This is a genomic window from Mycobacterium gordonae (assembly GCF_017086405.1).
Classification (GTDB): domain Bacteria; phylum Actinomycetota; class Actinomycetes; order Mycobacteriales; family Mycobacteriaceae; genus Mycobacterium; species Mycobacterium gordonae_D.
Genome location: NZ_CP070973.1, coordinates 250,528 through 265,506, shown reverse-complemented (window position 1 = coordinate 265,506; position 14,979 = coordinate 250,528). Strand labels below are relative to the sequence as shown.

Annotated in this window: 10 protein-coding genes and 1 pseudogene; 9 read left to right on the top strand and 2 right to left on the bottom strand. The window is 67.8% G+C overall.

Annotation, left to right across the window (positions count from 1 at the left end):
* Nucleotides 1-15: 15 nt before the first annotated feature.
* A complete protein-coding gene (locus tag JX552_RS01160; RefSeq protein WP_205875714.1) occupies nucleotides 16-1,623 on the top strand; it encodes an FAD-binding protein in 1,608 nt (535 codons plus the stop codon).
* Nucleotides 1,624-2,730: 1,107 nt separating this feature from the next.
* On the opposite strand, the gene JX552_RS01155 is transcribed toward JX552_RS01160, so the two are convergent.
* Nucleotides 2,731-3,666: an alpha/beta fold hydrolase gene (locus tag JX552_RS01155; RefSeq protein WP_205875713.1), complete on the bottom strand. Its 936-nt coding sequence runs from the start codon at nucleotides 3,664-3,666 to the stop codon at nucleotides 2,731-2,733.
* A 28-nt stretch (nucleotides 3,667-3,694) separates the two neighbouring features.
* Complete coding sequence (locus JX552_RS01150; protein WP_205875712.1) at nucleotides 3,695-4,594, bottom strand: SDR family NAD(P)-dependent oxidoreductase; 900 nt, start codon at nucleotides 4,592-4,594, stop codon at nucleotides 3,695-3,697.
* Between the two features lie 230 nt (nucleotides 4,595-4,824).
* On the opposite strand from JX552_RS01150, the gene JX552_RS01145 reads away from it, so the two are divergent.
* From JX552_RS01145 to JX552_RS01115, 8 genes and pseudogenes are all read left to right on the top strand, one after another.
* Nucleotides 4,825-5,388, top strand: a complete 564-nt coding sequence (locus JX552_RS01145; protein WP_205875711.1) for a TetR/AcrR family transcriptional regulator — start codon at nucleotides 4,825-4,827, stop codon at nucleotides 5,386-5,388.
* 46 nt (nucleotides 5,389-5,434) lie between these two features.
* The gene (locus JX552_RS01140) at nucleotides 5,435-6,064 is read left to right on the top strand and encodes a nitronate monooxygenase (protein ID WP_205878130.1); all 630 of its coding nucleotides are present in this window, start codon (nucleotides 5,435-5,437) and stop codon (nucleotides 6,062-6,064) included.
* 121 nt (nucleotides 6,065-6,185) lie between these two features.
* Nucleotides 6,186-8,423, top strand: a complete 2,238-nt coding sequence (locus JX552_RS01135; RefSeq protein WP_205875710.1) for an NADP-dependent isocitrate dehydrogenase — start codon at nucleotides 6,186-6,188, stop codon at nucleotides 8,421-8,423.
* Nucleotides 8,424-9,016: 593 nt separating this feature from the next.
* Nucleotides 9,017-9,448, top strand: coding sequence for a cupin domain-containing protein (locus JX552_RS01130; RefSeq protein WP_205875709.1), 432 nt, complete (start codon nucleotides 9,017-9,019; stop codon nucleotides 9,446-9,448).
* 1,129 nt (nucleotides 9,449-10,577) lie between these two features.
* A pseudogene (locus JX552_RS33885) lies at nucleotides 10,578-10,858 on the top strand (GNAT family N-acetyltransferase); the annotation flags it as partial.
* Nucleotides 10,859-11,172: 314 nt separating this feature from the next.
* Complete coding sequence (locus tag JX552_RS33095) at nucleotides 11,173-12,543, top strand: PE family protein (RefSeq protein ID WP_205875708.1); 1,371 nt, start codon at nucleotides 11,173-11,175, stop codon at nucleotides 12,541-12,543.
* 41 nt (nucleotides 12,544-12,584) lie between these two features.
* Nucleotides 12,585-13,910, top strand: coding sequence for a hypothetical protein (locus JX552_RS01120; protein ID WP_205875707.1), 1,326 nt, complete (start codon nucleotides 12,585-12,587; stop codon nucleotides 13,908-13,910).
* Entirely contained in the window at nucleotides 13,907-14,968 is a 1,062-nt protein-coding gene (locus JX552_RS01115; protein WP_205875706.1) for a hypothetical protein, read from the top strand. Before JX552_RS01120 ends, JX552_RS01115 begins: the two co-directional genes overlap by 4 nt.
* The last annotated feature ends 11 nt before the right edge of the window (nucleotides 14,969-14,979 follow it).

Here is a 14,979-nt window from a genome sequence, read left to right as displayed (position 1 = left end):
ATTGGGGTCGGGCACATGGATCGATTGACGAGTTTCGACGAATCCGCCGACGTGGTGGTGGTGGGTTTCGGCGCGGCGGGCACCTGCGCGGCGATCGCGGCCCGCGAAATCGGGGCCGACGTGCTGGCGTTGGATCGCGCCAACGGTGGCGGGTCGACCGCGGTGTCCGGCGGGATCATCTACGCGGGCGGCGGTACCTGGGTGCAACAGCAAGCCGGGGTGCGCGACAGCTACGAGCAGATGCTGACGTACCTTCGCCTGGAAGTCGGCGACGCGGTTAGCCCGCAGACGTTGGAATCGTTCGTGGCGGGCAGCCCCGACATGATCCGCTGGCTCAGCGATTACGGCGTGCCGTTCGATTCCACGGTGTGCCCCTACAAGACGTCCTACCCCAACAACCATTACTACCTGTACCACTCGGGCAGTGAGAATGCCGGCGCGTTCCGCGCCCAGACACCGCCCGTGCAACGCGGCCACCGGGTGAAGGGTAAAGGCACCTCCGGCAAGAAGATGTATGAACCCTTGGCCAAATCGGCTCTGGCACTGGGGGTTAGGTTCTCGCCGCACACGCTGGTCGACAAGTTGATCCAAGACCCCGGCGGCCGGGTGATCGGGGTGGAGGCGACGACGATGCGGCACGCGCCGACCCGTATCCAGCAGCGGTATTCCAGGTTGGCCGGACTGTCGAGCAAGCCCGGCATCTACTACCCGCCGCTGCGCGCCCTGATGGAGCGGCGAATGCGCGCGCTAGAACGTCGCTACGCCCGGCCGATCCGGATTCAGGCGCGGCGCGGGGTGATCATCTGCGCGGGCGGTTACATGGCCAACACCGAATGGGTCGAAAGCTTTGCGCCGCAATACTCGGGCGGGCTTCAGCTGGGCACCAGCGGGGACGATGGCAGCGGCATCGCGATGGCGCAGAGCGTGGGAGCCGTTACCGAACGGATGGACAACGTGTCGGCATGGCGATTCATCACGCCCCCCAGCGCCTTCATCAGCGCGATCATCGTCGACGAACGAGGGCAGCGCGTCATCGACGAGAGCCGCTACGGCGCGGCGGTCGGCTATCAATTGGTACGACACCACGACGGCAGGGGCTGGCTGCTCGCCGACGCGGCGCTGCTGAAAGAGGCGCGACGACAAATGGTCAAGCAGCCGTTGTGGTTTCAGCGCGCCCAGTCCGCAGCGCTGATGTTTCTCGACTCGGTTAAGGGCGCATCATTGCGGGAGGTCGCGCAGCGCGCCGGCATCGACCCCGACGGCCTGGTTGCCACCGTGGATGCGCACAACAGCGCCATCGACACCGGTATCGCGGACCCCGTCGGCAAGCCGGCGGACTTCGTCCGCCGGATCGATCAGCCGCCGTTCACACTCCTGAACATCTCGATCCGGCCCAACCTGCTCAACCCCACCCCCATGCTGACCCTGGGCGGCGTCCGGGTCGACGAGGGCACCGGGGCGGTGCTTGACGGCACCGGAGCGCCCATCGCGGGGTTGTACAGCGCGGGACGCACCGCGACCGGGATCTGTTCCAACTCCTATGTCAGCGGGCTCTCCCTCGCCGACTGCGTGTACGCGGGCCGCCGCGCCGGCAAACATGCCGCCGCCGATCTCACCGGTTAGACCCGCCCCTACCGCGCGTATTCGAGCCCAAGAATTAGAACTTGAACTATTCAGCTCCTTTGAAAAAGACCCAGATCCGTATCTGAGCGGTTCGCGCAGGCTGCAAATGGAACATTTATGTCGTATCCGCCACACGAATTTCGGTACGCGGAACTTTAATGTCGCGCCTTTGACGCTGCTGCCCAGGGGGCGAGGTTTGCTTCGCGCCTGAGACGCAGTTGTCCGCCCGCAAGCCGTCCGAACGCGGCCAATCGTCGGCGGCCGAATGGAGACCCCCCATGACCGGATATATGAAGCTCAATGCGCCTAATCCACCGTTGGGAAGGTTTCTCGGCCGCGGGTCCCGGAGGTCAGTCTGACGTAACCGTCGCCGTAAGCGAGTCACATAATTACACGTATGTTTTTTATATCCTGCCATTAATCTATGAAATCCATTCAACGAAATGCTCAGAGTCCGCCGTAACAACGATTTCATAACCTTGTCGGTTTCTGGTCTAGGAATTATTGCGCGCAGAGCATACGGTTCGGAGCTACCAAGTTGCGGCGCAGAACAGCGCAACCCCAGCCGGGAAGGGACTTTGGTGAGAATTGTCCGATTGATCGAGATATTCATTACCGGCGTGTCCTGGCGGCGGGCGCACTGGCGTCCTGCGGATGCGCTGCCGCCGTTCCATTCATGGCGGGTGGCCCAGCCTGTGTTGAGCAGCCTGCCTCGGAGGCAGCTCCGGTCGTCCTGCCCGGCCCGGTGGTAGCCGGTGCCATCCCAGTACCGATCGTCAGTCGCTGCTCAACGAGAATCTGCTACTGCACAATCGATTGTCCGAACTCGCGGCAGTGCATCGAAACCTCGCGAACGTGCCAGCCGTCCTGGAAGTCCGCGTACCGACGACAAAGCGACACCCACAATTCATCTGTAAACGGAAGCGGCGCAACCGAAACCACCGACCACGCCTACGCGTCGGCTCGCCCAAGACCTGCGAACGGCGTTGCAAAGCAGTCTGTCTCGGGTCAATCGGGAACCGCGTCCCCCGCGTCGTCACATCTTTCAAACGCCACGTCAACGAGGACGTGCGCCGGTCGCCACATCGGTGAACACACCGCCGCCGATCAGCCCGCCGACCGCTGAATCACCAAATCGACACTGGCAGTGACCAAATCAGGTTGGTGGATCTGCACGAAGTGGTCACTGCCGGTCGCGGAGATCCGCGGGGTCTGCGGTCGCAGTGCGACCAGATCGGTGGTCGCGTCGCGCCATGCCTGCTCCAGCTTCTCGCCCGTGTCGGCGGGAAGGTCGGGCGGAATGATGAAGGGCTTCGTCCGGGTCAGCACGGCAGTCGCAACCGGCGGCAGCGCCGGTGCCGCGCGCACCTGCGCGACACTGCGGTCGATGTCGACGATTTCAAAGGACGGTGAATCCGCCAACTGCGGCGGCGGCCCGTCCAGCGCCCGCCGATAGGCCGGCCAATCGGATCCCAACAACTCCGGAATCTCGGCCGCGAAGGCGTCGACGAAGACCAGTCCCCGCACCTGCTCCGGGTAGGTCTGCGCATACAGCCGAATGAACAACCCGCCGAGTGAGTGGCCGACCAGCACGTAGGGGCCGGGCAGGTGTGCGGCCTCCACCAGGCGGTGCAGGTCGCTCACCACGTCACTGGCCGTCCGCGGCATCGGTACCGGCGAGCTGCGGTCCGAGAGGACAGGCGGGTCGGAATCGCGGAGTGTTCCGGGCCGGTCGTAGGCGCAGACTCGGTGCGCTCCAGACAGGGCGGGCAACACGGCAGGTCCGACGGCCGGCGTCGTCGCGTCGGATTGGCTCCACGGGTCAGACGAGTTGTGATAGCCGGATTCCAGGATGACAGTGGGGCCGCCCCGGCCCCGGCAGTGCAGGTAGAGGTGCCGTCCGTTGCCGATCTCCACCGGCCCGGCGAAGTCACCTCCCGCGCCGGCGGCCGGTGCCGGGCGGCCGCCCTGCGCGCCGGTGCAGCCGAGCAGTGCCGTCGCAGCTATGGACGTCAACAACAGGATCGTCCTCAACACCTGCATCGGCCCATTGAAGCTCACCGGAGCGGGTCTAGATGTCGTAGGTGACCCCGGTGAGTTCCTCCGACACCGTCCAGAGTCGGCGCTGCAGGGCCTCGTCGTGCGACTGTGCGCTGGAGCCAACGAGTTTCGGGTAGCCGCGGACTTCCTGGAATCCGTCAGGGCCGTAGTACTGCCCGCCCTGCACGGTCGGGTCGGTGGCGGCACGCAGGGTCGGCAGCGCCCCGAGCTCCGCGGGCTGGAACAACGGTTTGCCCAGTCGGGCAATCAGCGTGGGCAGGTGCCTGGTCAGTTCGGTGTCCGAGACGCCCGGATGCGCTGCCGCCGCGATGGTCGTACCGTGCGGGGCCAGACGGCGCTGCAGTTCGTAAGTGAACAGCAGGTTGGCGAGCTTGGACTGTCCGTATGCGCCGACGCGGCTGTAGCTGCGCTCCCACTGCAGGTCGTCGAAATGGATCGCGGCACGGATACGGTGCCCTACGCTGCTGACCACCACCACGCGCGATCCGGGGACCGGCAGCAGCCGATCGAGCAGCAGTCCGGTCAAGGCGAAGTGACCCAGATGATTGGTGCCGAACTGCATTTCGAAACGGTCAGCAGTGTTCGACTTGGGCGGGTACATGACGCCGGCATTGTTGATCAGCAGGTCGATGCGGTCATGATCGGAACGTAGCTGCGCGGCGGCGGCCCGCACGGATGCCAGCGAGCCGAGGTCGAGTTCCTGCAACCGCACATCAGCCCCGGGGGCGGCGGTGGTGATCCGGTCGACGGCCTGCTTTCCCTTGTCGAGATTGCGCACGGCCAGCACCACCCGTGCGCCGCGGGCGGCAAGGGCGGCGGCGGTTTCCAGTCCGAGGCCGGTGTTGGCGCCGGTGACCACGGCCGTGCGGCCAGCCTGTTCGGGAATGTCATTGGCGGTCCATTTCGTCACGGGGGACTCCTCGCTATGATTAACCGGGGCGAGCGCTCCGCTTTGCTCGGACACCTTCCGCGTTGACCGTGCGACGAGGGCGGCGAATCGCGAGTGGTCGCCACCCTCAGCGCGGTGTCAACGTGGAAGACGTCCAAACGGGGCGGGCGCTCCGTTTGGTACGACTATACGGAACGCGCGCCCCGCTTTGTCAATGGCTGACGTCAGGGTTGGTTTCAGGGAGGTCTGAAGTGGCGACCGCCGAGCGGCCGGTACGCGCCGACGCCGCGCGCAACCGGGCGCGCGTACTGGACGTCGCCTACCAGACCTTCGCGGCCGAGGGCTTGTCGGTGCCCATCGACGAGATCGCGCGCCGCGCCGGCGTGGGCGCGGGCACCGTCTACCGCCATTTCCCCACCAAAGACGCGCTGTTCCAGGCGGTGATCGCCGACCGGATGCACCACCTCATCGACGCGGGGCACGCCCTGCTGAAATCTGACGGCCCGGGCCAGGCGTTGTTCACCTTCTTGCGCTCGATGGTGCTGGAGTGGGGCGCCGCCGATCGGGGGCTGGTCGAAGCTTTGGCCGGCATCGGTATCGACGTCAGCACGGCAGTCCCTCATGCCGAAGCGCAATTCCTGAGCATGCTGGCCGAACTGCTGGACGCCGCTCAACAAGCCGGGACGGCCAGGCCGGATGTCGGTGCGCCAGAGGTGAAGACGCTGCTCGTGGGTTGTCAGGCGATGCAGGGCTACAACGCCGACCTGGCCCAACGGGTGACCGATGTGGCCCTGGACGGCCTGCGCCGAAGCTGACCATCATGCTGTCGCAACTTGGAACAACCCTGCCGGCAGCCTGGGCATGGTCGCAGCCGGCTACCAGATCCCATTTTCCGTCGAAGAACGGATCCGGCGGGTTCATTCCGAATCAATCCCGTGCGGCGTCAACGTGTTCGCGCCCAACCCGCTTCCCGTCGTACAGGCCCACACCGCCGGAGGACATTGCGGCACCCTCTCCCCCGCCGAGCCGTTGGCACCGACGCCGATCACCACGCTGGACGCCAACATCACCCACGCCGTCGACATCCCCGTCATTGCCGGCGGCGGACTGACCACCCCCGGGCGGTGGCCGGTCGTCCACGCCGGCGCCGCGCCGGCCGTCGTCGGCACCGTGTTGCTGCGGGCGAACCAAAGCGGCGCATCGGCCACGCACCAGGCCGCCCCGTTCGACCCGGCCCGCACCGAGACCGTGCTCACCCACGCGTTCACCGGCCGCCCCGCCCGCGGCCTGCGCAACGCCTTCATCGACGCCCACGAGGCCGACGCTCCGTTGGGCTCTCCCGCCATCCACCACCTCACCAGCCCACTACGCAAGGCCGCAGCCGCGGCCGGTCAACCCGACTTCGTCCAGCTGTGGACCGGCACCGGCTATCGGCACGCGACCGACGAACCGACCGCCGACATATCGCTGCGACTCGCCAGTGGCCTATGACGCTTTTGAAAACCGTGACGTCTCCCGCTCAGGTGCCCGCCGTACGTTAGGGTCGCTGATGTGGCTGGCGATGAACTGAGCCCCTCACCAACGGACCGACACTGACGCCGGGAGAACACGCATGAGCGCCGAGCAGCCGACCATCATCTACACGCTGACCGACGAGGCGCCACTGCTGGCGACCTACGCTTTTCTGCCGATAGTCCGGGCATTCGCCGAGCCGGCCGGCATCACGATCAAAACCAGTGACATCTCGGTGGCAGCCCGCATTCTGGCGCAGTTCCCCGACCACCTGGACGAGAACCAGCGGGTGCCCGACAACCTGGGCGAACTGGGCAAGCTGACCCAGGATCCGGACACCAACATCATCAAGCTGCCCAACATCAGCGCCTCGGTGCCGCAGCTGGCGTCGGCGATCAAGGAACTGCAGGCCAAGGGCTACAAGATCCCGGACTTCCCGGAGAATCCGAAGACCGACGAGGAAAAGGAAATCCGTAAGCGCTACGCCAATTGCCTTGGCAGCGCGGTCAACCCGGTGCTACGGGAAGGAAATTCCGACCGTCGCGCCCCCAAGGCGGTCAAGGAATACGCGCGCAAGCACCCGCACAGCATGGGTGAGTGGTCGATGGCCTCGCGCACCCATGTCGCGACCATGAAGCACGGCGACTTCTACCACGGCGAGAAGTCGATGACGCTGGACCGCCCGCGCAACGTGAAGATGGTGTTGGAAACCCAAAGCGGGCAGACCCTCGAACTCAAGCCGAAGGTCGAGCTGCTCGAGGGCGACGTCATCGACAGCATGTTCATGAGCAGGCAGGCGTTGCTGGACTTCTACGAAGAGCAGATGGAGGACGCACGCAAGACCGGCGTGATGTTCTCGCTGCACGTCAAGGCGACCATGATGAAGGTGAGCCACCCGATCGTGTTCGGGCATGCGGTGCGGATCTTCTACAAGGACGCCTTCGAGAAGCATCAGGAGTTGTTCGACGAGCTGGGCGTCAACGTCAACAACGGGCTGGTGGACCTGTACAACAAGATCGAATCGCTGCCCGCGTCACTGCACGACGAGATCATCCGTGACCTGCACGCCTGCCACGAGCACCGCCCCGAGCTGGCGATGGTCGACTCGGCCAAGGGCATCTCGAACTTCCATTCGCCCAGCGACGTCATCGTCGACGCGTCCATGCCCGCGATGATCCGCGCCGGCGGCAAGATGTGGGGCGCCGACGGGCGACCGAAGGACACCAAGGCCGTCAACCCGGAGTCCACCTTCTCGCGCATCTACCAGGAGATCATCAACTTCTGTAAGACCAACGGCCAGTTCGACCCGAGGACCATGGGAACCGTGCCCAACGTCGGCCTGATGGCGCAGCAGGCCGAGGAGTACGGCTCCCACGACAAGACATTTGAAATTCCGGAGGAAGGCGTCGCCAACATCGTCGACATCGACACCGGCGAGGTACTGCTCAGCCAGAACGTCGACGAAGGCGACATCTGGCGTATGCCGATCGTGCGGGACGAGCCGATCCGCGACTGGGTCAAGCTCGCCGTCAACCGGGCACGCAATTCCGGCATGCCGGTGCTGTTCTGGCTCGACCCGTACCGGCCGCACGAAAACGAACTGATCAAGAAGGTCAAGACGTATCTGCAGGAACACGACACCGAGGGACTCGACATCCAGATCATGTCCCAGGTGCGTTCCATGCGCTACACGCTGGAGCGACTGGTGCGCGGCCTCGACACCATCGCCGCCACCGGAAACATCCTGCGCGACTACCTCACCGACCTGTTCCCGATCCTGGAATTGGGCACCAGCGCCAAGATGCTGTCCATCGTTCCCCTGATGGCCGGCGGCGGCATGTACGAAACCGGGGCCGGAGGTTCGGCGCCCAAGCACGTGCACCAACTGGTCGAGGAGAACCACCTGCGCTGGGACTCGCTCGGTGAATTCTTGGCACTGGGAGCGTGTTTCGAGGACATCGGCATCAAGACCGGAAACGAGCGCGCCAAGATTCTGGGCTCGACGCTGGACGCCGCGATCGGCAAGCTGCTGGAGAACGACAAGAGCCCCTCGCGCAAGACCGGCGAGCTGGACAACCGGGGCAGCCAGTTCTACCTCGCCATGTACTGGGCGCAGGAGCTCGCCGCGCAGGACGACGACGAAGAGCTGAAGAAGCACTTCGGCTCGCTTGCCGAAGCGCTGGCCAAGAACGAAGATGCCATCGTCGGCGAACTCAACGCGGTGCAGGGCAAGGATGCCGACATCGGCGGCTACTACTACCCGGACCCCGACAAGACCGCGGCGGTGATGCGGCCGAGCAAGACGTTCAACGACGCGTTGGATGCTACCGAGGGCTAGCGCGGTTCATCGCTCGCGGAACAAACCGGCCACCACAACAAGGACAAGCCGCATCGGTCACTGACGCCCTCTCGTGGAGCGTCCAGCGAGCCCTCCCTCGGCTTACAGTGCAAGCGTTGCGAGAACCCTCGTGGTCTGAGGAGTTGCGACAGCCCTTAGCCGCGACGACGGACCAGCCACCTCGCTTCGTGATCTGACGGGGATCAACGGCGGGGCCGGTCGCGCCGGTCGCCACGGCGGAAACGCCAATCCGGCCGCTACCGGGCCCGCAAGCGATGGTAAGGGTGGCGACGGCCGCGTCCGGGCGGCAAGAGCGGCGTCGGCGGCAACGGAGGCATGGTGTGGTGAGAACGTACACATTCCAGCGGCGCGGGTTCTGCAACAGCGCAGATTACGGAGCAGGGCGCGAACTAAGCCATCGACTCGCCTAACCGAAACGAACCCTTGTCGTGATTGACCGGTAGGTTGTTAACCTCGGGCAAGACGCAGGCTCAGTAGCGGTGACCGGTACCCCGGCGGCTTTGTTCGTCGTTTCTCATCGCTGATGCGATTTTGATTGTGAACGCATGCGTTTAGCAGCCCGTGGAGGAACAGTGGAGTACGCCCGCTTACTGACGTTCAGCGAAATCTCGCCGGAACTCTTCGCCCGGAAAGACATTACGGGACACCAGATCAACCGCCGATTGTTGAGCGACTCGCTCTCCGGGACGCGCGGGATCGTTGTGGACCACTACACCTTCCCACCGGGTTTCGTCCACCACATGCATCGTCATCCCAATGCCGACTTGATCATCGTCCCTCTCGCCGGTGCGCTGATATTTGACGGTGACTACGAGGAATCAACCGAAGTCAGGCCGGGTCAGCTTCTATTGATTCCGCGTCACAGCTGGCACGAGTTGCGCAATGCCTCCGCTGAAGTCTGCCACGTGGTGCAGTTCTTCAATGGTATCGGCGAACTGGACGAGATGCAGTACGAAGCGCACCCTGTGCGCGGAGTACCGTTTCTGGACTCTGAGCCAAACTGAATTTTGCTCAGTGAGTGGCCCCGAACGGTGTTGAGCCGTCGGGCTTCCCGCGTTCTTCGCCCCGGGTGGGCGCACGGATCGGATGCGTGGTCGTGGCCAGGGGTGGCGGCTTGCCTCACGCTGCTGGACGCCCGATTCGGCCTGCATCATCCGATGCCCCACACCACCGCTCCGGCGGCATGGGGGCGGTGTCACGCGTCGCCGAATACGGTGTCCGAGGGCCCGCTTTCCGATCGCCACGCTTGCCGCGTGGTGACCGGTGGTCTGTGGGTGTGTGCGGCCAGAGGTTTCTGCCGGTGCTGCGCACCCCACCTAGTGGTGTAGGCAGAGTCGACGGCCATCACACTGATCCCGGCCTCGGTCGAAGTCGCGAGCAGTAGAGCATGCAGTTTAGCGGTTGGCATGCCCGAGATGATTTGGCGGAACCTGGCTCTGGGCCGTGCTTTACGCCGGTGGTGGAGTCGGCGAAGTCGAGACCCTCAACCGCGATTGCCTGATGTTTTGCCAACTGCTCGCAACCCCTCACCGAAGACGACGGTTGACACAGTGCCCCGGATCGTTGTCCGCTTCGCATGACATGATGCGCGCACCACAGCCCGTCCCGTTCCGGGGCGTGCCCTCACGATGCACTTAGCCGCCGTGCACCGCGCCCTGCATTGCGCTGCATTGCGGCCCCCGATCCCCGAAATCACCGTGACATCCTCAGTGCTGCCGCAGCGAGATCGCGGCCTTCTTCGCAAGGGTGACGAGACTATCGTTGCACCGAAATCGGTTGCACCATAGTGATATTGAGTCGATCGTCAGGATACCCCAAGGTTGGTCGTGCCCATGTCGCGGAAGCTATGGCTGCCGGTGCAGCCGTAGGGGTGGTGGTTGCGACTGGGGATGAAGCTGTACACGACATGAATCGGCCCCTCGTGCTCACCGACGAGTCGGGGGCCGGGTAGAACGGCGGCGTCAGTGCACCCACGCGGTAGCAATCGGACCTGCTCGAATTCACGAATTCGCACGTTTACCCATCCAAGTCCGTCTACGACGAGCAGATGGGGGCGGCCGGCGATCCGCACTTCCACCCGCCGATCCTGGAAAGATCTCAAGCGAGGAGCACCAATGGCGGTACCTAAGCCCCACCGAGTTGGTGCGCCGTCAATTGTTGCGATGCCGCCGCGCGCGGCGACGCGGTCGCGACGTCGCGAGCATCCGAAGCGACCATTTACCAGCGCCACGGCTACAGCGGCGAGTTCGGTGCAGACGGTCGAGATCCAGCCGGCGCGCGCGGCACTACGTCCAGATGTCGCGACCGTCGTATGCGGCTACTCGATACCCCCGACACATGGGAAGTCCGGGCCCGCATCTGACTCCGAGCATCGGCCGGCACGAACAGGAACCATCGACCGCCCCGCAGTGTGGTGACAGGGGCTCCGGCAATGTGGCGAATTTTTGTCGTCGAAGACTCATCTGCGCCCACCACGTATCCGGCTGCGCTCGCGGTCCCCGACCGCTTGTGCGCAGTACCCGACGCCCCGTCCCCCGGGCTTCATTTTGGGCATGACCGTCATCGCACGGGCTGGCGGCTGAGGTCGCGCGACATCAGCGGGCCGAGTTATCAGACAGAAATACGAACATTTGATCAATTTTTGACCGAAACGGGTTTACCATCGACGTCTGGTTTGCTGGCGGTCAGATAGTTGCCGGTCCCTGAAACTGAGGCGAGGCGGTGCGTGGTGTCGTTTGTGGTTGTTTCGGCGGAGTTGGTGGTGGCGGCGGCGGGGGATGTGGTGGGGATTGGTTCGGCGATTGGGGCGGCTACCGCTGCGGCGGCGGCCCCGACTACGGCGTTGGTGGCCGCCGGTGGTGATGAGGTTTCAGTGGCGATCGCGGCGCTGTTCGCTAGCCATGGCCGGCAGTATCAGGCGCTCAGCGTTCAGGCGTCGGCGTTTCATGAGCAGTTTGTGCGGGCGCTGAGCAGTGCGGGGAGCGTGTTTGCCGGTGCGGAGGCCACGAACGTGTCGTTGACGGGGCTGGCTGTCGGGGGGGCGCAGTCGCTGCTGGTGGAGCCGGTGCAACAGATCGGGCAGGGCTGGATCGCTAGTCCGCTGGGTGGGGTGCTCAATCCGGTGCTCAACGCGCCGTTCGTCGCGCTGACCGGGCGCGGGCTGATCGCGAATGGCGCCACCGGGGTGGCTGGGGTCAACGGCGGGGCCGGTGGGGCCGGTGGTTGGTTGCTGGGCAATGGCGGGACCGGCGCGGCGGCCACGGCCACCTCCGCGGCCGGTGCCGGTGGGGCTGCCGGGTTGGTGGGCAACGGGGGGCTGGGCGGGGCTGCGTTGGCCGGTTCCGGTGGGGCCGGCGGCGCGGGCGGCAACGGTGGCTGGCTGGCGGGTAACGGGGGGGCCGGGGCGCCGGGGGCGCCGTCGTTTAACCCCGCGATCCCCGGCGGCGCGGGGGGGCGGGGCGGGGACGCCGGCTGGTTCGGGCGCGGCGGTACCGGCGGGGCCGGCGGGGCCGGGGCTGCTGGGTTCGGCGGGGACTCCGGTTTGGCCGGTGGGATCGGCGGCAGTGGTGGGGGTGGCAGCAACGGCGGGGCCGGCGGGGCCGGCGGGTTGGGCGGCACGCTGGTCGGCAACGGTGGGGACGGCGGGGTCGGCGGGGCCGGTGGGGTCGGCGGGATCGGCGGGCACGGCGGGGCTGGTACTGCCGGCAGCTACGTCACCGGCAACGGCGCCGGCGGCGCGGGCGGCGGCGGTGGTGACGGCGGCGGCGGCGGCGCGGGTGGGGCTGGTGGCGCCGCCGGACAAGCTCAAGGCCTGGGTGTTGCCGGTAGCAACGGCAGCGGCGGAGCAGGTGGGGCCGGCGGTAACGCCGGAACCCCCGGTGATGGCGGCGCCGGGGCGCACGCCGATGCCACCCACGTCGACGGCGGCAACGGCGGCAACGGCGGCAATCCCGGGGCGATCGGTATCGGCGGGCACGGCGGCGGGCATGGCAGCGGCGGCAGCGGCGGGGCCGCCGGTGTCAACGGCGCCAACGGCGCCACCCCAGCAGCGGCGGCAACGGCGGGGCCGGCGGCAACGGCGCCAACGCCACCGCCCTGACCCCGGCCGGTAACGGCGGTGGCGGCGGCAACGGCGGAACGGTGGGCAGCGGTGGGGCCGGCGGGCACGGCGGCAACGGCGCCAACGCCACCACCGCCGGCGGTGACGGCGGTGACGGCGGCAACGGCGGCAACGGCGGCAACGCCGGGGTGCACGGCCTGGCCGGCGGTAACTCCGGCAACGGCGGCAACGGCGGCAACGGCGCCAAGGGCGTCTCCACCACCAACACCGGCGCCGGTGGTGACGGCGGCAACGGCGGCAACGCCGGCAACATCGGCACCGGCGGCACCACCATCGCCACCCTCGGCCAAGCCGGCAATGGCGGCAACGGCGGCAACGGCGCCACCAACACCAGCATCGACAGCCCCGGCGGTCGGGGCGGTAACGGCGGCAACGCCGGCACCCTGGGCACCGACGGCCGCGGCGGCAACGGCGGCAACGGCGGTGAAGGCTTCAGCGTCACCGGCAACCCGGCCGGCGGCGGGGCCGGCGGTAAGGGCGGCAACGCCAGCTCCGGCGGCAGCGCCGGATACGGCGGCGACGGCGGCAACGGCGCCGCCGGCGGCGACGGCGGCAACGGCGGCAACGGCGGCAACGCCATCGCCGGCAACGCCGGGCACGGCGGGTCCGGCGGCAACGGCGGCAACGGCGGCTTCGGTTTCGGTAATGAGGACGGCGGCAACGGCGGGTCCGGCGGCAACGCCGGCACCGGCGCCACACCCGCCCACGGCGGCAACGGCGGCAACGGCGGCAACGGCGCCGCCGCCGGCACCGGCGGCAATGGCGGCAACGGCGGCAACGCCACCTCCAATAGCGCCGCCGCCGGCCACGGCGGCAACGGCGGCAACGGCGGCAACGGAATCAATAACGGCACCACCGTGATCAACGACGGAGCCGGCGGGGCTGGCGGCAATGGCGGCAACGCCGGCACCATCGGCACCCCCGCCAACGCAGGCCGCGGCGGCCACGGCGGCAACGGCGCCAACGGCAACATCAACAACAACGACAACAATGGCGGGGCCGGCGGGGCGGGCGGAACCGGCGGCAACGGCGCCGCCCACGGCCACGGCGGCAACGGCGGCCACGGCGGCAACGGCGTCGCCGGTGGCACCGGCGGAGCCGGCGGGATCGGCGGCAACGCCGGCACCAACGGAAACGGCGGAACCGGCGGCGCCGGCGGAAGCGGCACCACCGGCGCGCCAACTCACAACCCACAACCCCTCCCCCCTCCCAACAGCCCGCAGCGCCGCCCGGTATCCCTGGCGCCGACGGAGGGGGCAACGGCGGCAACGGCAGCAAGGGCGACAACGGGATTACTGGGGAGCCCGGGGGCGCCGGCGGCAACGGAGGCAAGGGCGGCGGGTTGACCAGCGCCAATGGGGGCAATGGCGGTACCGGCGGCAACGGTGGCCCCACCAACGGCAGTGTCGCCGCCGCAGGCGGAGACGGCGGCAGCGGCGGCGACGGCCACCTCGACGGCCACGGCGGAAACGGCAATACCGGCGGCAACGGCGGCAGCGGCGGCGGGACCGGCGGCAACGGCGGCAGCGGCGGCAACAGTGGCGACAACGGTAGGGGCGGCAACGGCGGCAACGGCGGCAACGGAGGCACCGGCGCCGGCCAGGGCGGCAACGGCGGCAACGGCGGCTACGGCGAAGCGAGCGGTGCCGCAGGCAATGGCGGTAGCGGAGGCGTTGGCGGGAGCGGCGGCTTCGGCGGTGGCACCGGCGGCAAAGGCGGCAACGGCGGCGACATCTACGGAACACCGGGGGCCACCGGTGGCGTCGGGGGCGCCGGCGGCTCGGGCGGTGCCGGCGTAACAGGCAGTGGCGGTGGCGCTGGCGGCGCCGGTGGCGCTGGCGGAGCCGGCGGCTCGGTGAGCGGCAACGGCGGCGCGGGCGGCAACGGCGGTGCGGGTGCCACTGGCAACACCGGCGCCACCGGCGGCACCGGCGGCGGCGGCGGCACCGGCGGCAACACCGTTGGCTTCGGCACCGAAGGCGTGGGTGGCGACGGTGGCACCGGCGGCACCGGCGGCGCCGGCGGCACCGGCGGCACAGGCGGCTCGGGTGGTGCGGGTGGCACCGGCGGAGCCGCTGCCCATGGTTTCGGCGGCGCCGGGGGTCTGGGTGGTGGTGGCGGCACCGGCGGCACCGGCGGCACCGGCGGCACCGGCGGCAACGGCGGGGACGGCGGCGCCACCTACATCGGTGAGCCGCAGACCAGCTCAGGCGGTAAGGGCGGCGGCGGTGGTACCGGCGGTGGCGGGGGCGCCGGCGGCGGAGGCGGAGCGGGCGGCGCTGGCGGAGTCGGGACGCTGGGCACCGGCGAAACTGGTCTCTCCGGAGCAACCGGCGGGACGGGCAACGGCGGCACCACTGGAACGGCCGGAACCCACGGCGCACCAGGACCTCGAACCGGATAGCCCACACGGCA